This is a genomic window from Brevundimonas sp. (assembly GCF_019636155.1).
GTDB lineage: Bacteria > Pseudomonadota > Alphaproteobacteria > Caulobacterales > Caulobacteraceae > Brevundimonas.
On record NZ_JAHBYB010000005.1, the window covers coordinates 74,990 to 101,308 of the forward strand.

Below are 26,319 nucleotides of genomic sequence, written 5' to 3' on the forward strand. Positions count from 1 at the left end.
ACGCCAGAGGGCGTCCGCGGGACGCCGTGCGCGCTCGCGCGTCCTCGTGGCCGCCTCGGCCTTCGCCCTGATGTCGGGCGCGGGTTGGGGCGCCGCCGCGCAGGTCCCGCAAAACGCTCTGACGGGCGCTGACGCCGCCACCGGGTCCCGCTCGCTCGTGATACACGGTCGTCCATACCGAACGGACGACATGCTCGCGGCGGAGTCCTTCGGCAACGCCACCATCGATCCGACGGGGCGGTGGGCGGTGTTCGAACAACGCGCGCCTTACGACCAGGCGACGTCGTTCGAGTTCGGACTTCGCAATCCGTGGACGGTGAGCCGCCTGAGAGTGGTGGATCTCGCCTCGGACCGGCCCGCTGAGAACCTGCTGCGGCCCGAGGAGAGGGAGGGCCACGTCCTTGGACCCTGGTCGCCGTCTGGGCGCAGACTCCTGATCTTCCGCCTCAGAGATCACCGATGGCAAGCCGGGGTCATCGAGATGGCGGATCGCACGGTCCGCTGGTTTCCCCTGTCGCCCGAGCTCTCTGTCTTCGGGGAGGCGGCGCAGTGGCGTTCCGACGATGAGCTCGTGCTGCTGGTGAGACCCGACGGATCGTTGCCGCAATGGCTGGCCAGCGGCGGGCGAGGCCGACGGGCGCTTGAGGCGCGCTGGCGTGCCACGGACCTCGGTGGACCGGCGCAACGAACCACCCTCGGCAGCGGCGCCTTCGCCGAGGACATGCCCCGGCCTCCCCAGAACGAGGCGATCAGACTCGATGTTCGTTCCGGCATCGCCACCCCGCTTGCCGCGGGCTGGTTCTACGACCTCGAGCTCTCCCCGGACGGAGATCACCTGGCGCTGGTCGAGACCACCACAGCGGCGACATTCGATCCGACAACAGCGTTCGAGCCGCAGGCCATCGATCGAGAGCGAAGGCTTCGGGTCGCCGACCTGCGGACGGGCGCCGTGACCTCGCCGCTGGGCGAGGCCGATGTCGCGCCGAGCCTGCTGACCTGGTCACCGGCCTCGGACCGCCTGCTGGTGTGGGCGCGCGGCGCCGAAGGATGGGAGGCCGGTGACCTTCTCGGCGTCGACCCGGACGGTGAAGCCGCGCAGCGCTACGATCTCGACGGCCTCAGGCCCTACACCGGCGGCGGGGTGGCTGCATTCAACAGCGTCTATGCGGACTGGCTGGGCGACCGGCCTGTCCTCTTCGCCCACGCCCCGACGGGCGAACGTAACGACTGGCACCGGCTCGGACGCGAGGGCGCCGTCAACCTGACGGCGGCGCTCGGTCCGCCGTCCGTCGATATCGGGGCCATCGATGGGGAGCGGCTGTTGCTGGTCGCGGGAGGCCGCCCCTGGGCCGTGACCGTCTCCGGCGAAGCCGTGCCGATGGTCGCTCCACCCGGCGTCGTCACCGGCTTCGACGGCGCGGGCTATCTGGAGTCGCAGCGACGCCAGCGGAACTCTCCACCCCGGCGGGGCTGGATGGCGGTACGCCTGTCCAGTGGGGCGATCGTCCGCCCGGACCTCGATCCTGACGTGACAGCGACGGGCGACGCCATCGTCTCCGGCGTCTACGCCGGCGCCGACGGCGTCATCGTGCGCACCGTGAACAACGGGGTCCAGACCTTGCGCCTTCAGCAGCCGGGTCGGCCTGACCGGACGATGTCGACGATCAACGACTGGATGGGAGAGATCGACTTCCCCGAGCCCGAACGGGTCCGCCATCGGGGGGCGGACGGCGTAGAGCGGATCAGTTGGCTCTATCGCCCCCGGCAGTGGCGAGGGGAGAAGACGCCTCTGGTCGTTCTCTCCTATCCAGGCGGCCCTGCGGCCGCGCCGTCGGAGCCCGCCGCGCTGAACGCCTGGGCCAACCCCCAGCTTGTCGTCTCCGGCGGATATGCGGTGCTGATCCCGATCTTGCCCCTCGACCGGCAGAAGGAGCCTGCGGAGGACTACGCCGAGGACGTCCTGGCGGTGGTCGACGTCGCCCTCGCCCAGTACCCGGATCTGGACCCGGACCGCGTCGCGCACTGGGGACACAGTTTCGGCGGCTATGTCGGGTTGGTCGCCGCCACGCAGACGGACCGGTTCAAGGCCATCATCTCCGTTGCGGGCCTGTCTGATCTTGCGACCGCCTGGGGCGAGTTCTCACCCGCCAACCGGGACAATCCGGAGTTCGGACTCTCCCTACGTCAGCGCATCGGTTGGGCCGAGGAAAGCCAGGGGCGAATGCGCGCGCCGCCCTGGACCGCGCCGGACCGCTATGTCCGGAACAGCCCCCTGTTCGCCGCAAACCGGATCTCGGCGCCGGTACTCCTCGTTCACGGTGACCGCGATCTTCTGCCGAGCACCCAGTCCGAGATCATGTTCTCGGCGCTCTGGCGGCAGAACAAGGATGTGCGGCTTCTCACCTACTGGGGTGAAGGCCATCACCTCTGGAGCCCGGACAATATCCGGGATCTCTACGCGGAGATCCTGGCCTTCCTCGACCGCACCCTCGGCTCGGGCGAAGCCCCGCCGGTCCTCAGACCCCAGCCCCGATCGCCTCCCAGCGCCGGACCCAGCTCTCCGTCACGGCCGCCATCGTGAAGTCCGGTACGCTGCCTTTCCAGAGCAGACGGTCAGGGTCAAGGAGGGCTTCCGTGCGACTGCGGTCGATAAGGCCGCGCGCGGCGAGGCGCCCCTCCAGCAGGTGGTCTCGCAGAAAAGGGATGCTCGCCGCCGCCTGACGGCCGAAGTAGGCGGTCATCTCGCCCTTGGATCGCCTATGCAGGATTTCGGGCGGCAGCCTGTCGGCGAAGGCGGCGCGGGCCAGCCTGCGGTCGGCCCGGCCGTCGTCGGTGAGGAGGGGGACGGACAATCCGAGCGCCAGTTCGACGACGGGCTGGGCGAGAAGCGGATGGATCAGGTCGGCAACCTCCGTCCGGCGGCACTGGCCTTGATAGGCCAGGCCCGCCGCCACGGACTCGATCTGCAGACGTTTGGCCGGCGGGATCGTCTCCAGTCCGCGCAGCCACGGATGCAGAGCCGCTTCTGCATCGTGCGCAATGCTCTCCGGATTGAAGATCGACAGCATCCGCGCCGACCGGTCGAGCGGAGCACGTCGCGGCGTGCTCAGGGCGGTACGCAGAAGGGACCAGGTCGATCGGCGTGTCCAGCGCGCCAGTTGTGGCAATGCGGGGCTGAAGACGGCGCCGAGGCCGCGCTCGCGAAGGACGTCGGTGAAAATTTCCGGGACTCCCATCTGGAAGAAGACCCCGTCGCCGCCCTTCCCGGTCAGGAGGGCGTCGACGCCGGCCTCCCGGCAGGCGTCCGCGACTGCCGTGTCGAATGAGTAGTCCCTGCCGTTCACCCCGGTTCTGGGACCTCGGGCGGTGACGTCGAAGCCTTCGGTCGTCATCGGCCTGATCGCCCGCTGGACGCAGTGCGGTTCGAAGCCGAGACGATCCCCGAGGGCTCGAACGAACCGGCGCTCGTCGCCCTCCGCGAACGGACCGAACATGTTGAACCACAGGTGCGGCGTTGCCCCGCCGGCCTGAAAGGCGCCGGCGACGATTGCGGAATCAAGCCCGCCGGACACTTCGATCCCCGGCCGCACGATGACGTCGGCGAAGCCGGCCAAGCAGCTGTCGATCCGCTCCCGCAGTCGCGCTGCGGCCTCGCGCGGATCAGAGGTGACCGAGCCGCTGAAGTCGGCTGGGCGCCAGAGCGGGGTGCTTCGTCGGGCGTTGAGGTCGGTCAGGTCGCCCGCCTCGGCGACCCGGATTCCGACCAGCGGGCTGGCCGCGGTCGCATTGATGGGGTCGCGGAGAATACCGCCCACGACGTCCCAATCGAGCTGAACGGGCGGCGCGGCCAGTTTCATAAGCCAGTCGGAAAGTTCTGACGTGACGACCTGGATCCCTTCGCGTCTCCACGCCGCACACTCGTGGGCGCCGGATGGATCGCGAAGGATCTGACGGACCTGGCCTCGCGGCGTCCGGAACATCGCGATGTACCGTCCCCAGTATCGCCGGATCAGGGCGCGGGCGCGGTCGGCGTCTTCGCCGTGCGTCGCGATAGGGGTTCGGTCGCCGTCGAGGGCATCGAACAGGTCGCCGAGGACGAGCAGATGCTCACCGGCGGGATGGTGCATTGCCGGGGGCCTCGGACCTCGCGTGCCGAGCCACGCCTGCTCCATGACCTGGACCGGAGCGAACCCCCGCGCCTGAGCCTCGGCCACAAGACTTTCTGCGAGGTCGAGATTGCTGGTGTCCGACCAGGCGAGATGCAGAAAATGCCCCACCTCAGACCACCATGATCGGGGTGTAGACGGCGACCCGATCCGGCTCGTCGTCCAGCACCGCGTCGCCGATCTGCAGCCAGCAGTGGGCGGAGAACGGCCAGGTGCGAACCCCGAACACCCATCGCACGTCTCCGCCCGCGTCACGGATCAAGGTTCGCAGGAGGTGCGCCCTGTAGAGGCAGGCGCCCTGTCCCGGCGCCCACGGCAGGAGGCGCACGAAAACAGCCGTCAGACGGGCGACCTCCTCTTCGGACAGGCTCGAGGAGGGGGAGTGCCGGCGGTGCGTGGCGAGCAGTTTCGCGAGGGATCGGGATTCGAATTTCCGTCCCTCGCGCCACCAGGACCACCAGAACCTTGTGGTCGCGACCACATCCATCGCGGGCGACAGCGGCAAGGGCAGGGCTCGGGTCGGCGCCGGCGGCGCGACGGCCCGGCTATCGCCCGCAGGGCCGAGAAAGCCGCCGTCCCGAAGTTGCTCCAGAACGGGCTCGGGGGCGACGATGCGGTCGCCACAGACCTGTATCACCGCACCGGCGCCGGGCAGGCAGCTGTAGGCGTCCGTACGCTCATCGAGCACAATGACGTCCTCATCGACGACGGCGAAATGCAGATGCTCCGAAAGGTGGGCGACAGCGCCGTCCGGCCCAGAGGCGAGAGGTGCAGCGGGAGCGAAAACCTGGTTCTCCATGGGGCACGCACGCGGCGGCTGGGGACGAGCGCCGCGAGAGGCGTCCGTCCCCGAGGCCGTCAGGCCCCGCCGTCGTACGGCATTTCCTCGTGTTCGAGGGGCGGGCCGATCACCGCGCCCCTCGTCAGAACAGTGACGGGACCGAGGTCGATCAGTCGGATCTGAGCGATGCCAGTCATGAGAGCCTCCAGGTTGTGAGGCCGCAGGATTGCGACAGCCTATGGAGCCGCTCCGAAGCCGGCGGTCGCAATCTATATCTGTCGTGTATTTGAGCCTTGTCGATCGGACAGGAGCGAATGCACAAACGTCGCCGCGACGGCTGTCGGGCGACCGGTCATCCTCAATGTGGGGCAAGACGAGCGCCGCGAACGACGCTCGTCCCGGGCGATCAGGCCACGCCGTCGAACGGCGTCTCTTCGATCTCCAGCGGCGGCCCGACGATGGCGCCCCGGGTGAGGGCGGTGACGGGTCCGAAGCCGATCAGTCGGATCTGAACGGTGCTGGTCATGGTAGCCTCCATTCGCAAGTCGCCGCGGATTGCGGCAGGTCATGGAGCGCCCGCGGTGACCCCAGCGGCAATCTATATCTGTCGTGTATTTCAACTGCTGCGGCTCAGACCTCATCTTCCGGCGGTTTGCCCGCCAGACGGTCGCGGCCTGCGTCCAACCAGGATTCTGTCTCTTCGCTCTTGGCGCGGTTTTCCTCTTCCAGCTTGTGGAAGGTCTCGGTGAAGGCCTCGATCAGGGCGCGGGGATCGAGCGTCAAAAGCCGGTCTCCCATCTTCCGGACGAACTCGCCCAGGGCGATGAGGAAGATCAGCATGAGCTTGCTGTCGGCCGTCTGACGCGCGAACTCGATCGAGCCGAGCGAAGGGCCGAGCAAGAGCGACCACGGGTCGCAGTTCGTCGCGACGGCGAACCGGTGAACGTAGTCGAGGTTCACCCGGCCAGCGCCGGCTTCAAAGTATTCGTAGGTGCGAAGCGGCAGGTTCATGGCGGTCGCCACCTGCTGGGCGGTCATGTTTCGGGCACGCCGCACCGTCCGCGCCGCCAGACCGATCAGCCGTGCATCACTCAACTTTTCTGGTGGATCGGAAAGCATAGGCGATTCGACCTTTCACCACTGAAGGTGCTGTGTTGGGTGTGTCGAATCAATGCAGGCGTGTGCGACTTTTTTGAATGGTTCCAGAGCGAGACGAAGAACCCGCAAGAAATCGGCGGGGCGCGCGCCAGAGCATGGCGGCCTGTCCGAAGAAGATTTTCGCAGACGAACTCGCCGGTCTGGGGAACGATGCTTGGGTGGACGATCAGGGGGCGGACCGGGGTCCGAGCAGATCGGAATCTGAACATGGCGCGTAATCGCGACCCGTTCACCCAGGCGCTGTCGTCTTTGCGTGAGCGTATTCATTCGGGAGCCCTGGCCGGCGGGTCGCCGGTCATTGTTCAGGACGAGGCCCGGCGGCTGCGCCTGTCGACCACGCCGATCCGAGAGGCTCTTGCTCGGCTGAGCGGAGAAGGACTGGTCGAGCGTGCGTCGACCGGCGGTTATGTCACCCTGCGGCTGGACGCCACCGCAGCCCGTGACCGTTGGGCGATGCATGGCCACTACGTCCGCATCGCCGTCGAGGTGAACCTGCGCGCCCTCGGAGCCGTGCGTCCGCCGGCGCCCGCTTACGAACACGGTCGTCCCATAGCGGCCGTGAACCGGCTGTTCGCGACCATCGTCTGCAGCGCCGGCAATCAGGCCTTGTGGGACGGATTTCAGAAGGTGAGCGGACAGCTCGATCTGGTGCGCCGCCATGAGGCGACCCTGTTTGACGATCTCTGTGACGAGGCGATAGGGCTCTATACCGCCTACAATGAGGAGGCCGCGCCCGCGTTCGCTGCGACCGTCGGGCGCTACCATGACCGGCGCATCGGAGCGGCTGGCGCACTGGCCGCTCTGGTCTTCGCCGGCGTCGGGCCTCGGGAAGAGGTGGCGCGAAGTGGGACGGAGTGAGGGGATCAGGCGGCCTCGATCACCAGGATCGTTGTGCGTGAGCAGCGGCGCTCGTGATAGGATTCCAGCAGACCCAGGAGCGCCGGGATCCGCCCGTCGACGATCACCTCCACCATGGTCCTTACGGTCGCGCCGTCAGTTTCTTCATGGATGCGCTCGGCCTTGAGAACGGCCTTGAGCCGGTCGACGACACGTTGATGGGCCAGCACAAGCGCGGCGTTGGTCGACTGGTTGATGATCGCGTCGAAAAGGGCCTGAACGCCGTCGAGCGGATCGACCGCAACGGCCGCCTTGCGCAAAGGTGTGAGCCCGCGGGGGTAGAGGGTCAGCGCGGCGTGGAGATAGGCGAGCTGGAGTTCGAACAGGTCGATGATCTCCGCCGGGCTCAGCGACGGGTAGAAGTAGCCGCGTCCGCGTCTGCGCTCGATGAGCCCTTGTCCCGCGAGACAGGCCAGGGCTTCCCGGACCGGCGTGGCGCTCAATCCCACCTCCGCCGCCAGCTCCGTCACCACGATCGGCTCGCCCGGAACAAACCGGCCCGCCTCGGCGAACCGCTTTAGAGCACCCAGAGCCGCTCCATAGGGGTCTCGTGGTTCGGAAGTCTGCATGACGCCCTCGACTGAACAATGGGCGGACCGGGAAACGGGGGGAGGCCGATCCGATTACACAAGTTAGTGCAGATATATTTGATGCAATGCAAGGTTATATTTTGACCGCCAATAGATTGCGTGTGACCCGCAACTTTTTTGCGGACGATCACCGAACTTCTTGCGTATTGGGAGCTTCGGAGGGCGTCGTTCTACTCCGGTCGTGTGATAGTCTGTCCAGAGACAGCAACTGGGGGGCGAAGTCGGTCCTGTTCCGCGATATCTGGCGTTCGCGCGGTCGGCCCAATGCCGACCCCCGCCCATTCAAGAGGACCGCGCCCGCATGACCCAACGTTTCGAGACGCAGATCCAGTTCACATGCCCGGATTGCCACGCCCTGGCGGTCACGAGCGCGGAGGTGCCCGAGCCGGACTGGAGCGCAGCCGAAAGCATGTCGGACCTGAACTCCGAGGGCGAAACCGAGGTCGAATGCCCCCACTGCGAAACCGTCTTTGAGGCCTATGTCGTGAACAGCGCAGGCAGTTGCGAGGTCAGGCTCAACGCCCATCCTGAGACGGCGGTTTCGGCGGATGTCGCCTTCTACTCTCCCGAGGAGGATTGGTCCGACTACGCTCTCCCGGAAAACCCGCTCTCAATCTGGGCGGAGTCGTTCGAGCAGGCGCAGGCCTATCTCGATGCCCACGGCTCGGACGACGGCGGCGCCCTGATCAATCGGATGGTCTTCTCTCAGCACGTTGCGGCTCTCGAAGCCTTCCTCGGCGACACGCTTCTCAAGGAAGTGCTGGGCGACGAGAAGCGTCTGGGGCGGCTTCTCGCCGGCGACAAGGAACTGGCGAAGGAAAGGTTCACCCTGGCGGAGATCCAGGAAAATCCCGGCCTGATCCGAGACAGGGTCGGGGCCTATCTGGCCGACATCCGCTACCACAACCTCGCGAAGGTCGACACGCTGTACCGGATCGCTCTGGAGGTCGAACTCCTCAAGGAGCAAACACAGAGGGAGAAGCTGTTTGTCGCGATTCAGCATCGTCACGACTGCGTCCACCGAAACGGCCGCGACAAGAACAACGAGAAGCTGACGGTCTTCACCAAAGCCTATGTGACCGAAACGGCTGAACTCTTTCGGGCCCTGATCGAGAGGGTCGACCTGGCGCTCTCGCCCTTTTGAGTGACGGCTGGGCGGCGCGCCGCTCCTGTCGGCGGTCCCGGTCCGTCGATCAGGTGCAAACGTTCGGCGCCCACGTCACCTCACCACGCACCCACGGCCTCGGTCGGCCATTCTCCGATGATCGCGCGTCGCCTGCACAACCGCGCCGCACGACGCCGGGAAGGGCTTCGCGCGAGCGGAATTCAGGGCCTCCGGATTGGCCGATCCGCTGCGATCGTGCGCGGGTTACGGCGCGCGACAACGATGATGTGCCGCAGGTCGGAAAGCTTATGCAGAAACCCTTGAATCCGTGGGCGGGATGCCACCGGGATCGTCGAGAGCACGACATCGAGAGGCAGTTCGAGGGGTGGGTAACCCGAGGCTTGTTGAGGGGCGTGGGTCTTGAGGACGACGCCGTGCGCCTGGCTCGCCGCCCAGGCCCCTTCAAGCAGTCCAAGCCAGTTCATGGACACCACGCGCCCTGTGCGGCCGGCCGCGATTTCCTTTACCCCCGCGGTCGCAAGCGCACGCATGCGCTCGCCCTCTTCGCCATCGACCGAGAGCCGATCATTCTGCGGCAGCTCTCGGACGTGTCCCAGGGTTCGTTCGATCAGGACGCCGGCGATCATCGGCTCCAGCGCCTGACGGACAGTGTCTTCAGAGGCGAGAACGCCGTGAGGCTCGAGCAACTGCAGTGCGAGCGCCAGCTCGGGAACGCGAGCCTGCATCATCGCGGTCCGCAGAGGCGCCAGGTTCGACGGATCGATCTTCAACGATCCGCCGATCAGTCGGATCGGCAATGTCCAGTAGGTTGAAGGAATGTGCTGGATGAGCGGGGTTGGTCCGCCGAAAGCATCGATCAAAAGGCGGATGTAACTCGGCCGGAGCGAGCCCTGCGCCGAGACGAAGGTTTCCGCCCAGGCGCGGAGGCGGGGCTGGTTTTCGGGGGTCTGGAGAAACTCCAGAACGCCCTCCTGCGCGAGGGTCCCGTAGAGGACATGGTCGCCTGCCTGCGGCGGGCAGCTCAACATCCGGGAGGCCACGAGGAATTCGGCGAACGACCGGTGCGGGAAATAATAGATGTCGCCGGCTTTCCGCTCCAGGAAGGCCCCGGCGAGATACTCCCGACGCTTGTGTTCGACCTCGTGCGCGTCTCCATCCGGCAAGTCCGCGAGAAGGTCCGATGGAATGACCTCCGCGACGAAGCTCGTTGCTGCGGCCCGATCTCTCCAAAGCCAAAAGGCGAGTTCGGCCAGGAAACGAAGTCGATCTTTCTCGCCGATGGGGGTGCGGGCGGGCTTCTCGGCCTCACGGCGCGCCAGCGACTGAAAGAACTCATCATAAAGCGACCAGCGCGACGGGCTTCGGCGCAGTCGGGTCAGATCCTGTTCGCGGTCCGCCGCCATTTCGGCGAGGATTTTCAGATGGACGGGGCGTCCGAAAACCGCAGGGTCCGCCGCCGCGAGTTCGGACACCTCCTGGCGACGCTTGTCGACCCACTCCGCATCCGCACCCCCATCGCCCGAGGTTCCGGCCTGATAGGCCAGAAAGCCGGCGATGAAGAGATCGCGCTCCGCGTCGCTGAAATCGGCGAGGCGGTACTCCCTGAACTCGGGCCAGCCCGGCAGCTTGCGCCAGCGATCCTGCGCAGGGATGCGCCCTTTCAGTACATAGTGGTGTTCGGCGTCGGTGGTGAATGCGGAGGGGCGGCCCAGCAGAACCACCTTCGCCCCCGGTGTGATGAGCTGATTGAACTGACCGACCTGCGCGCGGAACTCCGAGAAGGACATCGCGTGCTTCATCTCGTCGAAGCCGTCGAGGACGATCAGGAAACGGCCCTTGCTGTTGAAGTCCAGGAAGCGGGTGAAGTTGTATCCCCGGACATTGTGCTGACTCGTCAGCATCGCGCCGAGGAAGCCCTCCAGATCGCTGTAGCGGGACAGCCCGCCGAGCTTGATCAGGATCGGACGGCGAGCGCTGGGATCCGTCAGAGCCTGCGCCGCCTGCTGCGTCACGAGGCGTTTGGCGAAACTCGATTTGCCGGCCCCGTAACCGCCGAGGATCGCCAGCGGCGTGGGGTCTTCCGTAGCCAGCCATGCCACGACCTCGTCGATCAGACCGACGACCTCGCCTTCGGATTCGGCCATGTCGGCATCATACGCGACCTCGGCGGCTCGGGCCTCGATGTAGAACCGGCTGAGCCCGCCCTCCTCAAAGGCGGCCGCCATCGCCTGGGTGTGAGGTCGCAGGCCCAGCACCTCGTCTTCCAGCTCCCAGATCGTGCGGTGCCGCATCGGCGGGCGGGTATCGAGATAGGCCTGTGCGCCGGGAGCCAGACCGTGACGGGAGATGACCAGAAGCTTGGCCGGCCGCACTTCATCCAGAACCGTCTCATAGTCCGACCAGATTGCTTTGAGGTCGTCCCGATGGAGGGGGCGCGCGTAGTCCTTCGCCTCAAGGATGATCGTCTCGCGGCTTCCGAAGTCGTCTCGCTCGAAAACGCCGTCGACCTTCTTTCCAGCGATCAGGATCTCGGTGCGGCCGTTTCCGTAGAGACCGCTGAGGTAGTTCGCCGCCTCGTTCCGAAGAGCGGAGCCCGGGTTCCGGTTCTCATTCTGGATTTCGAACGCCGTCAAGACTTCCCCCGATCCGCCGGAGTGATTCCAGCGGCTTGAACGAGGGGCGATGATACCCGCATTGCGCGAGTGTTCCAGAGTCGTTCGCCTGCGCCAGGTGCGGTCGCGGACGTCTCGTGGAGCGAAGAAAGTCGTCTTGACTTGCCCTCTGGGCGCTGGTCTGGAGAGGGAAGGGCGACACCTCGAAGACGGGCCGACACGACTATGACGCTCGATATCCGGGGCAGCATCAAGAATACGAAGCTCAGTACGAACCCCTATGTTGTGTTCGAGGAACTGATCTCGAATGCCATCGACTCCTACCTGATCCGGAAGGATGCCGAGCCTTCGGCGCCGGCGCTCGATGTCCGTGTGGACGTGGTGTTCAGGACGAGCGATCTGTTCGGCGAGCTCGAGGTGATGTCGGTGCGCTGTCGCGACAACGGTTGCGGGCTCGGTGACGATCAGCTGAAGGCGTTCCTCACCAAGGACACGTCATACAAGGACGACCTGCACATCGCCGGGATCGGCAAGTGTAAGGGCGCGGGGCGCATTCAGTATTTCCACTACTTCGGTTCGCTATCGATCGAGAGCACGTTCAGGCGGGGCGGGGAGGCGATCCATCGTCGCATGGATTATGCCGAGCCGACCAAGCAGATCGATTTCGAGGACTTCTCGGAAACGCCCGGCGCTGAGACGGTTATCGGCACGGCGCTGTCGCTCGGCGCCTTCAAGGAGACGGCGCGGCCGCGCTTCGCGGGGGCGGCCCCCAGCACGCTCTTCTCCGCTGCAGCGCTGAAGCGTCAGATGCTCATGGCCTTCCTCCAGCGTCTCGTCGGGCTGGATGAACGCCTGGGGGATTTCGGCATCGCCTTTGTGACCCGCCATGGCGACGGCGACGCCAACACAGAAGTGCTGAAGCGGGCCGATCTTCCGAAAGTGACCGCGACACGGTCGGTAGAGGTCGAGGAGCGGAATCCGTCGACGGGCGAGGGGACCGGGGTCCATCAGACCTTCCGGCTCTCGCATTATCAGCTGGACGCCGCCGAGTTCGGCCTGCCCAGGAATGCGATCGCCTTCTGCGCCAAATCCTCTCCGGTGCAGGACATCACAGGCTATTACCTCCGTACGAAGACCGAGCAGAACAACCCTGTCGGCGGCTTTCACCACATCGTCCTCGTGGAGAGCGACTTCCTCGACCAACGGGTGAACGAACAGCGCGACGGCTTCGACGACATTCCCGCCGAGATCCCGACCACGGACCTCTTCGCCTCGGACCCCCTCTCCTACGCCGACATCCATGCCGCCATCGATCCCGTGATCGAGGAGATGGTCGTTCCGGCGGATTGGACGAAGGAGGTCGTGATCAAGGAGCTCACCGACCAGTTCGGTGTGAGCGAAGCCATGTTGGCCGACACCTCGACGCGCATCGTCTATGGCGAGCCGGCGCAGTCCGTGGTCGAGCGCGTGCTCAAGAAGTACCAGGAGCGGGTCATCGAGGAGACGGCGGAAATCTTCGACTTGAAGGAGGAGATCATCCGCGCCGAACCGGATTCCGAGGAGTTCCGTGCGAAGATCAACCAGCTGGCCTGGAAGTACACCTCGTCGCTCAAGAATTTCGACATGGCGAACCTGTCCCAGCTCGTCGTTCGCCGCGCCGCCATCGTGGAAATTCTCGCCCTGGCCTGCGGCAAGAACCTCGCCATGCAGTCGTTGGCGGATGGTGTCCGCCGCAAGGACGAACGGATCATTCACAGCATTTTCTTCCCGATGCGGCGGGACAGCACCGACGTCACCGATCACGACATCTGGCTGCTGAGCGAGGATTACCAGTACTACGACTACATCGCGTCGGATGTTCCGCTGGCCAGTATCGTCTGGGAGGGGGACGAGACCGTCTTCGAGGACGATATCGATCGCGAGTTCGCCAAGCTGTTGGTCGAGCGTTCCAATGACCATGCCGCGAAACGCCCCGATATCGCGCTCTTCAGCAAGGAGGGGTCGGCGATCATTGTCGAGTTCAAGGCGCCTGGCGTGTCGATGGACGATCACACCGGCGACCTGCGGGAGTACGCCCATCTCCTTGCGGCCAAGTCCGGCGGCAAGCTCAACCGTTTCTACTGCTATCTGATCGGCGACACGCTCAACCCGCTGCGGCTCGGCGAGACCTGGACCCAGTTTCCGACCGGCACGGGCTGGTTTTCCTCAGGTGAGCTCCGCGACCCGGTGGCCAGGCGACAACTGGGCGAGACCTATTCCGAAATCCTCTTCTACGACGACGTCGTCGCCAGGGCGAAAAAGCGCATCAGGGTCTATCAGGACAAGCTGCAGCTCTCGCTCAAGACTTGAACCCTTGGTGGAGCCGTGACCGATCCGGTCTCGACGCACGAGGTGGAAGGCGACGGCCTGACCGCTCGGATCGAGGCCCAAAGTAGAAGGGCCGCCTCGCGGCGGCCCTTGGAAGTCTGTTTAGACTCATTCCACGCCAGCCTTGCGGCTGGTAACGAACCCACGGAACGACGTGGCTGGAGTGCCGTGAATATGAGGTTTGTTTCCCGGTTCGTCAATGCGCCGGGCTGGAGCGGGGGCGTCGGCGCGTGACCAAGTCTATCACAGAATCCCTGAACGCCCTCATCGACGCCCTGCCGCAGCGACCCGACCAAGCCGTAATCGACCGTCTCCGAACGGACCTGTCGGTCGTCAGCTCGCAGCTTTTGAGCGGCGCCATCCAGGAGATCGCGGCGACCGCGAAAAAGAAGCTGCCGGAAGAACCGGCTGAGGGCGATATCCGCGACGCGATCTACCGAATCTACAATCGCAAGGTCGCTGAGCACGCTCAGATGTTCCCGATGTTCCACACGGTCGAGACCGCCCTGCGCGCGAGCCTCGCCGTCGAGCTGGAGACCCACTACGGCATCCAAGGTTGGTGGAACCCTGTACTCAAAGGGCTGATGTCGAGCGCGTGGGATCCCCGGTCGGTGACGCGCATCGGCAACGTCGACATCAACCGCGAGATTCCCTACCGAATGGGGCGAATCCTGCAGTCCCTGATCGACAAGAAGGTCGCGGTCACCAGCTTTCGCACCGGGAACGAGCTCCTGACAGCCTGCGACTTCGGACACCTCGTCTTCCTGATTGAGGACCACTGGTCGCTCTTCGCGCCCAAGTTCGTCTTCAAGGGGCAAATGGTTCCGAAGCAACTCGCGGTGACTTGGCTCGACCGCATCCGGGATGCGCGAAACGCCGTCTATCACCACCAGTCATTTGAAGGCGCGCCAGGGGCCTATGACGCGGGCGATTTCGTAACGCAATGCCTCGGTGTGAAACTCGCCAAGGTGCATCCGCTGATCGCCGGCGCGCCCTGCAAGCCGCCGCCCTACTTCCCTAAGCTGGTCGCGCCTCGACAGGCGGCGCCCTAACCGGCGCAGATCGAGACAACCACGGGTGACGCCCAATGAATATATGTCTTTTCGGCGGAGCGAATCTGACCGCTGCGCCGAAGAAGCCGGGGCACATCCTCCTGACTGCGCTCGGCGGGAGGATGACGGCATGCGCGATCAGCATATCTTGACGTCGAGTAGGGGGTCATCATGCGCGGATGGGATCGTGCGGATCAGACTTAGGGCGCCCAATTCGCAGAACGGACTTTTGGCGCAGGCTGCTGAGCGGAACTCCATGGCAATCGCCATCAGATCGTTCGTAGCGGCGGGCTAGAAACAAGCGTGCTCCGCTCAACATCTTCCCCGCGATCGCTGCCGAGCCATTGGCGTCTCTTGGCTCCAGATCTGAGGATCGCCGGACGTTCCCCGTCGTCCGAGCGCCCGCGCGAAAGGCCCTCTATCGAAATCCCACAGCCGTGCTGGGTCGAAACCGGCGCTCAACGCAAGACATGAGGTGTCGGTGTTCGTCCGGCGCCGAGGGCGGATGGCCCCCGGACTGCCCCGTCGGTCAATCTCGCAACGCATTCAGCAGCACCAGCAGGGAACTCGCGGTCATGGCGATTGCGGCCCCCAAGGGAGAAAGCAGGCCCAAAGCCGCCAGGGGCAGGACGATGATGTTGTAGGCGAGGGCGAGGACGACATTCTGGCGGATTTTGCGGCGTGTCTCGGCGGCCAGGCTTAGCGCCACGTCGACCTGTTCAAGACCCCCTTCGAGGATGACGATCGCCGCCGTGGCCGCGGCGGCCGGATGCGCCCGGGCCACCGAGACCCCGCAGGCGGCGGCGGTCAGGGCGGGGGCGTCGTTCACGCCGTCGCCGACGAAGAGCACAGGTCCTCTCGTGTTCCTGATCCTGTCGGCCTTGTCGGCGGGGGTGCAGCCCCAGTGGACCGCAGCGGCGTCCAGGCCGATCCGCTGCGCGACCGCCAGGGCCGGCCCGTCGGCGTCGCCGGTGGCCATGGCGACCCGCAATCCTCGCCGTTTGAGCTGCGCCACACCGTCGGCGGCGCTGGGGTCCAGCGCATCGGCGAGCAGAAGGTCGCCGACCGCGAGACCATCCACGGTGACCCGAAGACGGGTTTCTCCCTGCAAACTAGCGACGCCGCCGACATGGACGTGGGTTCCGTCCGCCAGCGTCGTCTCGGCGCCGCGATCCAGGCGTTGACCGCCGACGACGACCGCGTCGCCGATCGACGCGGCGGCGACGACGGCCTGCGCAAGGGGATGGGCGATGCCGGTCTCCGCACGCGCCGCCAGGTCCAGCACCTGCGCCACAGACCAGCCGGGGCAGGGGTCGACGGCGACCACCTCGAGGCGGCCCAGGGTCAGGGTCCCGGTCTTGTCCAGAAAGGCGGTGCGCAGCCCGGCCATGCGATCGACGACGCCGGGATCGGAAAACCGCAGACCGTGCCCGGCGGCCTTGGCCGAGAGCCGCGCCTGCGCCAGGGGCGCGGCCAGGGCCAGGGCGCAGGGGCAGGCCGCCAGGAGCACGACCAGGCCGCGCATCACCGCCTCGCCCCCGTCGGCCATAACCGCCAGCGTCGCTGCCGTCACCAGGACGGCCGCCAGGATCAGGCCCTGGGTCAGCGTGCCGGCCAGGCGCGCGATCCGGTCCTCGTCACCGCCGCGCGTCGCCAGTTCTAGGGCCACCCGTCCCCCCATCCGATCCACGTCGCGATCTCCGGCTTCGCGATCAACCGAGACTTCGATCATCCGGTCGAGATTGACGGCCCCCGCGCTGATGCGGTCTCCCGGAGTGATGGCGCGCGGCGCGGATTCGCCGTTCAGCACGGCCGAGTTCAGGCGGCTCTTACCGGTCAAGATCAGGCCATCGACGGTCGCTACGGCGCCGGCAGGGATCCGCACGAGATCGCCAAGACGGAGGCTGGCGCTGGGCGCCGCCTGCCAGCCGTCCGCCTCCCGCCAGACCAGGGCCGTGTCGTCGAACAAACGGCCCATCGCCACCACGCCCTGGGCGGCCCTGCGGCGGATATGGGTCTCGATCAGACGTCCGGTCAGCAGCAGGGTGATCAGCATGACCGCCGTGTCGAAGTAGACGTGGCGATCGCCGGCCCCCAGATGAACGAGCGAGGCCGCCACGGCGCCCAGAACGCCGAGCGTGACCAGGAGGTCGAGCCCGGGCGCGCGGAGACGCAGGGATCGGATCGCCATGCGGCCGATGTCCCAACCGCCATAGAGAAGCACCGGCGAGGCCAGCAGACCGCTGGCGATAGCCAGCCTCCAGCCGAGGTTCGCGCCGAGGCTCGGAGTCACATAGATCACGATCGCTGCGACCATCGCCCACATGCCGAAGGCCACCGACACGGCGAGCCTGAGCGTCAACTGGCGGATTTGACCGTCGAACCGGTCCACCGCATCCTGAGGGTCGGCGCGCTCGATCAGGCGATAGCCGGCCTGACGGACGACGGCGCGAAGATGAGCGGTATCGCAGCGCTGTGTGTCCCATCGCACCAGGGCCGAGGCGGAAAGGTGGTGGACCCGGGCCAGGAGGACGCCGTCGGTTTCGCCAAGCCGACGCTCTAGACCGCGCGCGCACCCGCCGCAGAAGAGGCCGTCCACGGCGAACAGCTGCTGGCGGGGGTCTGCGCTCAAGGCCGGGCGCGAGCGGCCGGTTCAGGCGTGCCCACCCCGATCAGACGGCCCTGGTAGGTGCGCCCGTAAAACGTCTCCTCGCCGCTGTGGTTCTTTTGGGCCGTCTCCTGCACTGTCCCGGTCTGGCGGGGATCCTTGGGGCGCTCGTGGCTGTTGATGAAGGCGGCGACGTCCCAGGCCTGCTGGTCTGTGAGACGATCGCTCTGGCCGAGCGGCATATTGGCCTTGATGAAGCCGGCGGCGGTGTTCACCCGCGCCATGCCGGCGCCCCAGTTATAGGACCGCGGGCCCCAGAGCGCCGGGAAGACCGGCCGTCCATTCAGGTCGTACTGCCCCTGGCCGTCCGCACCATGGCAGGTCGCGCAGTTGGCGGCGTAGACCCGGCTCCCGCGCGCCGGGTCGTAACCCGCCGCGGTCTTTTCAAGCTCCGGATAGCCGGCGCCCTCCAAGTCTTGGCCCGTCGGGGCTCCGGTGGCGAGCCAGTGCATATAGATTTGCAGGTCCTTGTAGACGTCGTGACCGGCCGGCGGCGGGCCGCCGGTCGGCGAATGCTGGGCGTTCATCGAATAGGTGAAACAGCCCTTCACCCGATCTTCCATGGTGTTGATCTGCTTATTCTTGGAACGGTATTTGGGATAGACGGTCCAGGCGGCCCACATGGGCGCCGAGTTGGCCCGTCGACCGCCGTCGAGGTGGCAGTTCGAGCACGAAAGATTGTTGCCGACAAAATCCGAGGCATTGGCCGAGGTGTTCATGAAGATCGCCTGGCCGCGCCGGATCGCATCGCCTTCCGGCCCGTCGGGGATGGCGCTGTCCGGCGGCGGCTGGAACAGGGCTGCGTGGACGTTCCTGTCGCCGTCGGCCTCGCCAGCCTTGCGATCCCGCAGCCAGCCCGCGTCAAAGGCGTAGGCGGCGATGGCGAACAGGGCGAAGCCGCCGCCGACGGCATAGATCACGTCACGGGCGAACCGGCCCTTGGCGGGCCGATCCTGCGGTGCGGGAGGCGGAGCGTCGTCATCCATGGTCATCGCCTTTCATCATCGGAAGCGGCCGGCACCGGCGGAAGGGTCGCCAGATAGTCGGCGATCGCGCGTCGGTCCGCGTCGGACAGATTGCGTGCGACCTCGTTCATCAGCTGGACGTCAGAGTTGTCGCGCTGCCCCCCGACCCAAGCGGCCAGCTGCGAGGCCGTATAGGCGGGATGCTGGGCCGCCAGGGAGGGGAAGTTCGGCGCCACGCCGAAGCCCGAGGGGCCATGGCAACTGAAACAGGCGGGAAGGTTCTTGGACCAGTCGCCATACAGCGCCAGCTGCTCGCCACGCTTCAGTCCGCCGCCAAGCTCCGGCCGCGCTGTGGAGGGCGTGCGCAGGGCCGAATAGTATCGCGCGAGGCCGCGTCGGTCGGCGTCGCTCAGGGCGCCGGCGACGGTCTGCATGGTCTCATTGCGACGGCGGCCCGAGACATAGTCCTGCAGCTGTTTGACGATGTAACCCTCGGGCAGACCTGCCAGTCGGGGCACGTTGGCGCCGCCCTCGCCGGCGGCGCCGTGACAGGAGGCGCAGGCCCAGGCTTCGCCTCGGCCCTCTGTGACCAGACGCATCACGCCAGGATCGTCGAAACTGAAGATCCGGACAGGTCCGACCGGAGGTTGAGGCGCCAATCCGGGATCGACGACCCGAGCCAGCTCCTCGCCTCCGCGCCAGGCCCCGCGGCCGGGGAAGCGGTCGCGCTGCGCCGTCACGAAGGCGGGCGTGATCTCTTGGTCATCGCCGCCCCAGGTCTGGCGGACATGGGTGGCGACCCGCGCCAATTGGGCGTCGGACAGCACGCTTGCGAAGCTCGGCATATGGCCGTCGAAGACCTTGCCGCCGACATCGATCGGGCCGTCGATCCCATGCAGCAGGATCTGCACGATGACGGCCGGATCGGCGGCGACGAACCGGGATCCCGCCAGCGGCGGGATGGCGCTGCGCACGCCCACGGCGTTGGGCTGATGGCAGGTCGAACACCGCGCCTCGAAGACCTGAGCGCCGCTGTTCAAGGCGAGGGCGGGGATGTCCTCGATCTGCTCGGCGCGTTCTTCTCGCCCGACGCTGACCGCCTGGGCGTTGTCCCACAAGGTGACCGCGCCCCAGATCGCCAGGGCGATGGCGATCCAGTAGACCGGCAGCGGAATGCGCCGGAATTCCTCGTAGGGTTCGAAGGCCTCGTCCGGTTCGCGGGGCCGAGGGGCGTCAGGCGGCCTTTTGCGGATCATTTCGGCTCGCCCTTTTCGCTGTATCCGTCGTCGCGGACGGCCGTGGGCGGGGCAGGGAAGGTCCGGTCCAGGCTGCGCAGATAGGCCACGAGGTCGCGCGCCTGCGGTCTGGCCACGACGACCTTGCCCTTGGGCGCATAGCGTTCCGGCAGCGCAACGACAACGTCGCCCGGCGCCGCCTTGTCCTTGACCTCGAACAGATAAGGATAGGCCGGCATGATGCTCCAGTCGTAGATCGCGCGCGGCTGATAGAGGTGGGTCATGTGCCAGGCTTCGCTCGGCAGTCGCGCGCCCACATTCTGGAGATCCGGCCCGGTGCGCATGGTGCCCAGTTGATGGGGCTGGTCGTAGAAATAGTCGGAGGCCACCGCGGCCCGGCCCCAGCCGCGTTCGCTGTCCGGCGCCTGGTCCAGGGCGCGGGGCTGCTGGCTGTGACAATAGACGCAGCCTTCGGAGACATAGGCCGCCCGTCCCCGAAGCTCCGCCTCCGTGTAGGGCAGCAGACCCGGCGTGGGCGCTTGCTCGCGGATCTGGATGCCGGGAAGGATGACCAGCATCAGGGTGGCGAAGGCCAGGATGGCGAGGGCGAGGACGCCCAGAGGAATGACGCGGTTCATGCTGTGGTCGCCGGAACGGTGTCGGTGGGGACGGCCCCGGCCTGGGGCGCGCGGCCCTTGGCCAGCAGGGCTATGAAATGGCCCGCGAAGATGAGGTGACCCAGGGTCATCAGCCCGCCGCCGACAGACCGGGCCTCAAGATAGGGCGCCAGGACGGTGACGCTGTCGGCGAAGGGGCGCGTCGCGTCCAGCATGGCCAGACCCTGCAGCACGCCGCCGATGGTCAGGGCGAAGAAGTAGATGGCGAAGCCGATGACCACGAGCCAGAAATGGGCCTTGATCAGGGCCGGTTCGGGCCACTGCCGTCCCGTCAGTCGCGGGCCCATGTGGTAGACCGCGCCGAACAGTATGAAGGACACAAAACCATAGGCGCCGAGATGGGCGTGCCCGACCGTGTATTGGGTGAAGTGGGTCACGGTATTGATCGTGCGCAAGGCTTCGATCGACCCCTGGAAGGACGCCAGGGTATACATGACCGCCCCCAGCGAGATGAACCGCAGAGGGACCGAGGCCTTGAAGGCCCACAGGTTGCGGGCGACCGTGACGTGCTGGTTGATGGCCACGGCGATCACCGGAACGAACATCATCACACTGTGGACGATCGACAGGGTCACCACCCAGGTCGGCACCGGACCGCCGATCAGATGGTGGATGCCGACCTGACTGTAGAACAAGGCGAGCGCCCAGAAGCCGAGCAGCGACAGGCTGTAGGAGTAGATGGGTTTGCCGATGATCTTGGGAATGAAATAATAGGCCGCGCCAACGCCCAGCGGGGTCAGCCAGAGCCCCAGGACATTGTGGGCGAACCACCAGTTGACCGTCGCCTCCTGCACGCCCGAATGGATGCCCGGCAGATTGGCGATGAAGAACAGAATGGGGAACCAGCACAGCGCCCCGAGATAGTACCAACCGGTCACATAGATGTGGTCCACGTTGCGCCGTAGTGCTGTGTGGAGAAGCGGCCAGACGAAGAAGGCCCCGGCCAGGGCCAACAGCCCATCGATCTGCCAGGGGATCTCCAGCCATTCCTCGCCATCCGTCCAGCCCGAGGCGATCGCCAGAGCGCCGCAGGCCACGGCGATGTTCCAGAGCACGGCCCCGATCACAGGCAGTCGGGGATGTCGCAGCTCCGTATGAAAGATGCGCGGGGCGATCCAGAGCGCCACGCCGATGCCGGTCATCGACAGCCAGCCATAGATCACGAGATTCAGATGAAGCGTGCGGACCCGGCCAAAGGTCAGCGGCGCGACGTCCGTCAGCCAGTCCGGCCAGTGCAGCTTCAGCGAGGCCATCAGGCCGAAAATGGAGCCGATGACCAGCCAGGTGATGCCGCTGCCGATCAGGATCATCACGGGGCGGCGCGAGACCGCATCGATGCCCTCGCGCTCGGTGTCATAGTGATGCGGCCCGACGGACTGGGTGTCCTCGCCGGCCATCGTCGCATCGTCGGGCGTGCCCGCCTCGCCGGGCGTGAAGACGGTGTAGGCCTGGCCCTGGTGTAGTTGGAGCTGCCGGTTCGTCACCGCCCAGATCAGAAAGGCGAGGGCCAGCAAGGACACGAGGAAGCTGAGCGCCAGCAGGAGGCCGATGGTCAGCGACATGGGGCGAGGACTCTGTCAGAAGGCATAGGTCACGTCCACATAGCCGTAGGTGGTGTCGGCGGTCGCCGGCGCGTTCGGGGCATCGGTCAGGGCGCCGCCCTTGAAGAGCCGGGCGCCGCCGGTCTCCAGAGTGACGTCGGGGGTCAGCTTGTAGCGGACCCGCGCCTCGATCTGAGTTCCGCCAAAGCGGCCGCTGTCGCTCGACGGGTCGATGACCCCCGTCGCGCCCAGACTGTCGCGCGCGTCTTCCAACCACAGGCCCCGCACCGCGACGAAGCCGTCCAGCTTGCGGTCGGGCTTTACCTCGAGGCGAACGCCGGGCGACACGAGGTTGGCGCGCGAGACCGGGCCGTAGAGACCGGCGGGGCCGAACTCGAAGCGGCGTGCGCCGTACAGGGTGTCGAACCGGCCATAGTCGCCCCGTCCCCCATCGCCCGTGACATTGTCGAACTGGGCGGCGAGTCTCGGCGACCAGTCGTGGGCGAAGGTACGTCCCGCCTCCAGATGAATGAAGCCCGCCCTGACATCCACATCCTGGGTGTCTGCGGGCGAGGCCGAGCGCCGGACCTGACCGACCTGGGCCGCCGCCTCGACCTCGACATCCCACGCCCCGGCCGCCGGCGAATGGCGCCAACGGACGCCGGGCGTCGCCAGCCGGCGGTTTCGGGTCTGCTGGTCCGCGTCATCGCTTTCGGTCAGGCCGTAGACATAGAGGTCGAGCGACCGCCGCTGGCCGAGGTCGCGAGTCCAAAACAGGCCGGCGAACTGCAGGTTGGAACTCTCTCGATCCCACGCGATCCGATTGTCCTCGATGGCGGCCCTGTCGTCCGGCAACCGCACCTGCGGCATGACCCAGAAGGCCGTCAGCGCGCCGTCGGCCAGGGGCGTGTCGAAACGGGCGCCGGTATAGGCGTTGGTGGTGTTGCGAAAATTCTGGCGAGAAACGAAACGCTTGGAACCCAGATCCATGGTGAAGCGGCCGAGTTTCAGTGTCCGCTCACGTCGCGCGCCGAGACGGATCTTGGCGTAGGCCTGAACCAACTCCAGCGCATTGACCTCGCCAACGCCGACCGACGACAGCGGACCTTGCCCGAACGCCCGCGAATCGAACACCTCGCCCGAACGTCACGTGACCCACATCCCGCTCGACGGCCAGCGTCAGCCGCGTCGTCAGGACGGCGTCGCTTGGCTCCGCCATCGGACAAAACTGGCCTGACAGCGTCTCTCCCCGCGCGCGCGCCGATCCGGAGACGCGCCAGCTATCCTGGGCGTCCGTGGGTTGCCCGGCGGCGGCGATCGCACCGCTCATGAGGAGGCCCATCAGCACCGGACAAGCGTTCCCGTGGTTGGCGCGGGCCTCTTGATGTCTCCCATCGTCGTTTCCTGCTGCGTTTTGTCGCAACAGGCCGGGCCAAGCTTAAGCCAGCCTTAAGGTGATTGCGACGGCATCCGCCGCCCAAACCAGCGGTCCACGCGATCGGCGTAGGCGGACCAGGCTGGCCCGAAGAGGGCCGTCAGGTGTCGTTCCTCGCGCCGGATGGCGAGGCGGTCGGTGGCGAAGGCGGCGACGGGGGCGGCCACGAAGAACCAGGCGTTGTCGAACAGGCCGCCGAGGCCGAGCAGCAGCAGGCCGTTGGCGAGATAGATCGGGTTGCGGCTCCAGGCGAACGGACCGGTCGTGACCAGAGCGGTCGCCGCCCGGTGCGGCAGGATGTTGGCGCGCCACCGCCGCATCACCAGCATGGCCCAGAGGTCCAAACCAAGGGCGAGCCCGACCAGGAGGCCGCCAGCGGCGAAGGCGCCGGGGAAGAGAGCGGGCGGGGACCACAGACGCGCCGTGATGAGCGCGACAAGGACGGCGCCGCCCGTGATGAGCGGCGGCCAGGGCCAGCGGTTCGGCGCCTGCGGGCTCACCCCCCGGCCAGCTTGAGAACGCCGCGCAGCAGATAGGCGACGATGCCCAGGACGCCCACGCCCAGCGCCCAGAGCGCGACGAACCAGAGGCCCTGCCGGAGCCCGTTTGTGGAGCCGCGACGCATCAGTGGTAACCGTCGTCGCCGACCTTGCCGCGGAACACCCAGTAGGCGTAGGCGGTGTAGGCTAGGATGATCGGGATCAGGATCAGGGCGCCGACCAGCATGAACAGCTGGCTGGAGGCGGGAGCTGCGGCCTGCCAGAGGGTGATCTCGTCGGGTACGGCGTAAGGGAAGACGCTGACGCCCAGCCCGGCGAAGGTCACCGCGAACAGGCCCAGCGACAGCAGGAAGGGCCAGACCTCACGCTTCTGACGCATGGTCCAGAAGAAGGCGGCCGCGACGATCAGGACGAGCAACGGCACCTGGGCCGTCAGAAGCACGCCGGGCCAGTCGAACCACCGGCGGGCGTATTCGCCGTCGAGGAACGGGGTGGCCAGGCTGACCGCGCCGATCATCAGCAAGGTCGCCGGCCCCAACTTCCAGGCCTGGGACCGGGCGTGGGTCTGGAGCGCGCCATCCGTCTTCATGTTCAGCCAGGTGGCGCCGAGAAGGGCGTAGCCGACGACGACGGCCACACCGGTCAGCAGGCTGAAGGGGCTGAGCCAGTCCCACCAGCCGCCGCCATAGGCGCGACCGGACACTTCGACCCCCTGCAGGATGGCCCCCAGGGTGACGCCCTGGGAGAAGGCGGCCAGGAGGGAGCCGCCGAAGAAGGCGACATCCCAGACGGGCTTGGCCCGCACGGTGCGCCAGCGGTATTCAAAGGCGACGCCCCGGAAGACCAGCCCCAGCAGCATGGCGATGATCGGCGTGTAGACCGCCGGCATCAGGACCGCATAGGCGAGGGGGAAGGCCGCGAACAGGCCGCCACCGCCCAGGATCAGCCAGGTCTCGTTGCCGTCCCACACCGGGGCGATCGAGTTCATCGCCTTGTCGCGCTGATCGCCGGCCTTCAGTGTCGGGAACAGGATGCCGACACCCAGGTCGAACCCGTCCATGACGATGTAGGCGAAGACGGCGAAGGCCAGCAGACCGGCCCAGACCAGGGTCAGATCAACGCTCATGATCAGTCTCCTCGCCAGTCGGGATGGGACGGTCGGGGTCGATGGCGGGGGCAGGCGTGATGCCCGCCGTGCGGATCGGCGTTTCCGCCACGCCCGGCTCGCCGCGATGAGGCGCATGGCTCATCAGACGCAGGATGTAGAAGACCCCGGCGCCGAAGACGGTGAAATAGACCACGGCGAAAGCGGCCAAGGAAGTCGCGACGGCAGGCGCCGCCAGAGGCGCGGCGCTGTCGGCGGTGCGCAGCAGGCCGTAGACGGTCCAGGGCTGGCGGCCGACCTCCGTGGTGATCCAGCCCGCCAGCACGGCGACGAACCCCATCGGTCCCATGATCAGGGCGAAGCGGTGCAGCCAGGGGGCGTCATAGAGGCGGCTGCGCAGGCGGGCGTACAACCCCCATAGCCCCAGCAGCAGCATGGCCATGCCCAGTCCCACCATGACGCGGAAGGACCAGAAGACGATCTCCACCGGCGGCCAGTCGGCGCGGGCGACGGTGTCGAGACCGGCCAGAGGCGCGTTTGGATCATGCTTCAGGATCAGGGACGACAGCTTCGGAACCTCGACCGCGCCATGGACGGTGGCGGCCTCGCGATCGGGCAGGCCGAACAGGATCAGCGGCGCCCCGTCCGGGTGGCTTTCGAAGTGGCCTTCCATCGCCATGACCTTGGCGGGCTGGTGCTCCAGGGTGTTCAACCCGTGCATGTCGCCGATGAAGATCTGCACCGGAGCGGCGACCAGGATCATGCCCATGGCCATGGCGAACATCTTGCGCGCGCCCTTGTTGGTCCGCTCCTTCATGAGGTGCCAGGCGCCGACCGCGCCGACCACCAGACCGGTCGTCAGGTAGGCCGCCAGCAGCATGTGGGCGAGGCGATAGGGGAAGGACGGGTTGAAGACGATCTTGAACCAGTCGGCCGGGATGAACTGGCCGACCTCGTTGATGGCGTAGCCTTGCGGCGTCTGCATCCAGCTGTTGACGGACAGGATCCAGAAGGCCGAGGCGAAGGTGCCGATGGCGACCATCAGGGTGGCCAGGAAGTGCAGCTTCTTGCCGACCCGGTTCAGGCCGAACAGCATCACGCCCAGGAAGCCCGCCTCGAGGAAGAAGGCGCTGAGCACCTCATAGGCCATCAGGGGGCCGATGACGGGTCCGGCCTTGTCGGAGAAGACCGACCAGTTGGTGCCGAACTGATAGGACATCACCAGACCCGAGACGACGCCCATGCCGAAGGCGACGGCGAAGATCTTCAGCCAGTATTTGAAAAGGTTCAGATAGAGCTCGCGCCCTGTCTTCAGCCACAGGGCCTCCAGCACGGCCAGATAGCTGGCCAGGCCGATAGAGAAGGCCGGGAAGACGATGTGGAAGGCGACGGTGAAGGCGAACTGCATCCGAGCCAGGATCAGGGCGTCAAGTTCCATGGAAGC

20 protein-coding genes are annotated in these 26,319 nt (G+C 66.6%); 5 read left to right on the forward strand and 15 right to left on the reverse strand.

Annotation, left to right across the window (positions count from 1 at the left end; translation table 11 throughout):
- Positions 1 to 46 precede the first annotated feature (46 nt).
- On the forward strand, positions 47 to 2,581 hold the full coding sequence (locus KF910_RS07310) for a prolyl oligopeptidase family serine peptidase (RefSeq protein ID WP_292260042.1): 2,535 nt from the start codon (positions 47 to 49) through the stop codon (positions 2,579 to 2,581).
- On the opposite strand, the gene KF910_RS07315 is transcribed toward KF910_RS07310, so the two are convergent.
- The 3 genes from KF910_RS07315 to KF910_RS07325 all read right to left on the reverse strand — a co-directional run bounded on the left by KF910_RS07315 (position 2,517) and on the right by KF910_RS07325 (position 6,066).
- Entirely contained in the window at positions 2,517 to 4,277 is a 1,761-nt protein-coding gene (locus tag KF910_RS07315; protein ID WP_292260045.1) for an asparagine synthase-related protein, read from the reverse strand. The two genes, KF910_RS07310 and KF910_RS07315, sit on opposite strands and share 65 nt — an antisense overlap.
- Position 4,278: 1 nt before the next feature.
- Complete coding sequence (locus KF910_RS07320) at positions 4,279 to 4,965, reverse strand: lasso peptide biosynthesis B2 protein (protein ID WP_292260048.1); 687 nt, start codon at positions 4,963 to 4,965, stop codon at positions 4,279 to 4,281.
- 612 nt (positions 4,966 to 5,577) lie between these two features.
- A complete protein-coding gene (locus tag KF910_RS07325; protein ID WP_292260051.1) occupies positions 5,578 to 6,066 on the reverse strand; it encodes a helix-turn-helix domain-containing protein in 489 nt (162 codons plus the stop codon).
- 246 nt (positions 6,067 to 6,312) lie between these two features.
- Between KF910_RS07325 and KF910_RS07330 the strand changes: the two genes are divergently transcribed.
- Positions 6,313 to 6,963: a GntR family transcriptional regulator gene (locus tag KF910_RS07330; protein ID WP_052004693.1), complete on the forward strand. Its 651-nt coding sequence runs from the start codon at positions 6,313 to 6,315 to the stop codon at positions 6,961 to 6,963.
- A 5-nt stretch (positions 6,964 to 6,968) separates the two neighbouring features.
- Here the strand turns inward: KF910_RS07330 and KF910_RS07335 are convergent, their stop codons facing one another.
- On the reverse strand, positions 6,969 to 7,571 hold the full coding sequence (locus KF910_RS07335) for a GntR family transcriptional regulator (RefSeq protein WP_081836073.1): 603 nt from the start codon (positions 7,569 to 7,571) through the stop codon (positions 6,969 to 6,971).
- 322 nt (positions 7,572 to 7,893) lie between these two features.
- On the opposite strand from KF910_RS07335, the gene KF910_RS07340 reads away from it, so the two are divergent.
- Entirely contained in the window at positions 7,894 to 8,736 is an 843-nt protein-coding gene (locus tag KF910_RS07340) for a hypothetical protein (protein ID WP_052004690.1), read from the forward strand.
- Positions 8,737 to 8,918: 182 nt separating this feature from the next.
- On the opposite strand, the gene KF910_RS07345 is transcribed toward KF910_RS07340, so the two are convergent.
- The gene (locus KF910_RS07345) at positions 8,919 to 11,351 is read right to left on the reverse strand and encodes an NACHT domain-containing protein (protein WP_292260053.1); all 2,433 of its coding nucleotides are present in this window, start codon (positions 11,349 to 11,351) and stop codon (positions 8,919 to 8,921) included.
- 204 nt (positions 11,352 to 11,555) lie between these two features.
- On the opposite strand from KF910_RS07345, the gene KF910_RS07350 reads away from it, so the two are divergent.
- Both KF910_RS07350 and KF910_RS07355 read left to right on the forward strand, forming a co-directional pair.
- Positions 11,556 to 13,679, forward strand: coding sequence for an ATP-binding protein (locus tag KF910_RS07350; protein ID WP_035305702.1), 2,124 nt, complete (start codon positions 11,556 to 11,558; stop codon positions 13,677 to 13,679).
- 248 nt (positions 13,680 to 13,927) lie between these two features.
- Positions 13,928 to 14,749, forward strand: coding sequence for a hypothetical protein (locus tag KF910_RS07355; RefSeq protein ID WP_035305698.1), 822 nt, complete (start codon positions 13,928 to 13,930; stop codon positions 14,747 to 14,749).
- Positions 14,750 to 15,278: 529 nt separating this feature from the next.
- Here the strand turns inward: KF910_RS07355 and KF910_RS07360 are convergent.
- From KF910_RS07360 to KF910_RS07405, 10 genes are all read right to left on the reverse strand, one after another.
- Positions 15,279 to 17,348, reverse strand: coding sequence for a heavy metal translocating P-type ATPase (locus KF910_RS07360; RefSeq protein WP_292260055.1), 2,070 nt, complete (start codon positions 17,346 to 17,348; stop codon positions 15,279 to 15,281).
- 29 nt (positions 17,349 to 17,377) lie between these two features.
- Positions 17,378 to 18,403 (reverse strand): c-type cytochrome, encoded by a 1,026-nt coding sequence (locus KF910_RS07365; protein ID WP_052004688.1) that lies wholly within the window; start codon positions 18,401 to 18,403, stop codon positions 17,378 to 17,380.
- A gap of 2 nt (positions 18,404 to 18,405) precedes the next feature.
- Entirely contained in the window at positions 18,406 to 19,638 is a 1,233-nt protein-coding gene (locus KF910_RS07370; protein ID WP_052004686.1) for a c-type cytochrome, read from the reverse strand.
- Positions 19,635 to 20,255 (reverse strand): cbb3-type cytochrome c oxidase subunit II, encoded by a 621-nt coding sequence (locus KF910_RS07375; protein WP_035305693.1) that lies wholly within the window; start codon positions 20,253 to 20,255, stop codon positions 19,635 to 19,637. The genes KF910_RS07370 and KF910_RS07375 overlap by 4 nt, the downstream gene beginning before the upstream one ends.
- A complete protein-coding gene (locus tag KF910_RS07380; RefSeq protein WP_201463312.1) occupies positions 20,252 to 21,856 on the reverse strand; it encodes a cbb3-type cytochrome c oxidase subunit I in 1,605 nt (534 codons plus the stop codon). The genes KF910_RS07375 and KF910_RS07380 overlap by 4 nt, the downstream gene beginning before the upstream one ends.
- A gap of 15 nt (positions 21,857 to 21,871) precedes the next feature.
- Positions 21,872 to 22,969: an alginate export family protein gene (locus tag KF910_RS07385; protein WP_052004684.1), complete on the reverse strand. Its 1,098-nt coding sequence runs from the start codon at positions 22,967 to 22,969 to the stop codon at positions 21,872 to 21,874.
- A 315-nt stretch (positions 22,970 to 23,284) separates the two neighbouring features.
- A complete protein-coding gene (locus KF910_RS07390; RefSeq protein ID WP_054764186.1) occupies positions 23,285 to 23,770 on the reverse strand; it encodes a methyltransferase family protein in 486 nt (161 codons plus the stop codon).
- Positions 23,767 to 23,895, reverse strand: a complete 129-nt coding sequence (locus KF910_RS07395; RefSeq protein ID WP_137721941.1) for a DUF2474 family protein — start codon at positions 23,893 to 23,895, stop codon at positions 23,767 to 23,769. The genes KF910_RS07390 and KF910_RS07395 overlap by 4 nt, the downstream gene beginning before the upstream one ends.
- Complete coding sequence (cydB, locus tag KF910_RS07400; protein ID WP_035308644.1) at positions 23,895 to 24,896, reverse strand: cytochrome d ubiquinol oxidase subunit II; 1,002 nt, start codon at positions 24,894 to 24,896, stop codon at positions 23,895 to 23,897. Before cydB ends, KF910_RS07395 begins: the two co-directional genes overlap by 1 nt.
- The gene (locus KF910_RS07405) at positions 24,886 to 26,313 is read right to left on the reverse strand and encodes a cytochrome ubiquinol oxidase subunit I (RefSeq protein ID WP_035308646.1); all 1,428 of its coding nucleotides are present in this window, start codon (positions 26,311 to 26,313) and stop codon (positions 24,886 to 24,888) included. The genes cydB and KF910_RS07405 overlap by 11 nt, the downstream gene beginning before the upstream one ends.
- Positions 26,314 to 26,319: the final 6 nt, after the last annotated feature.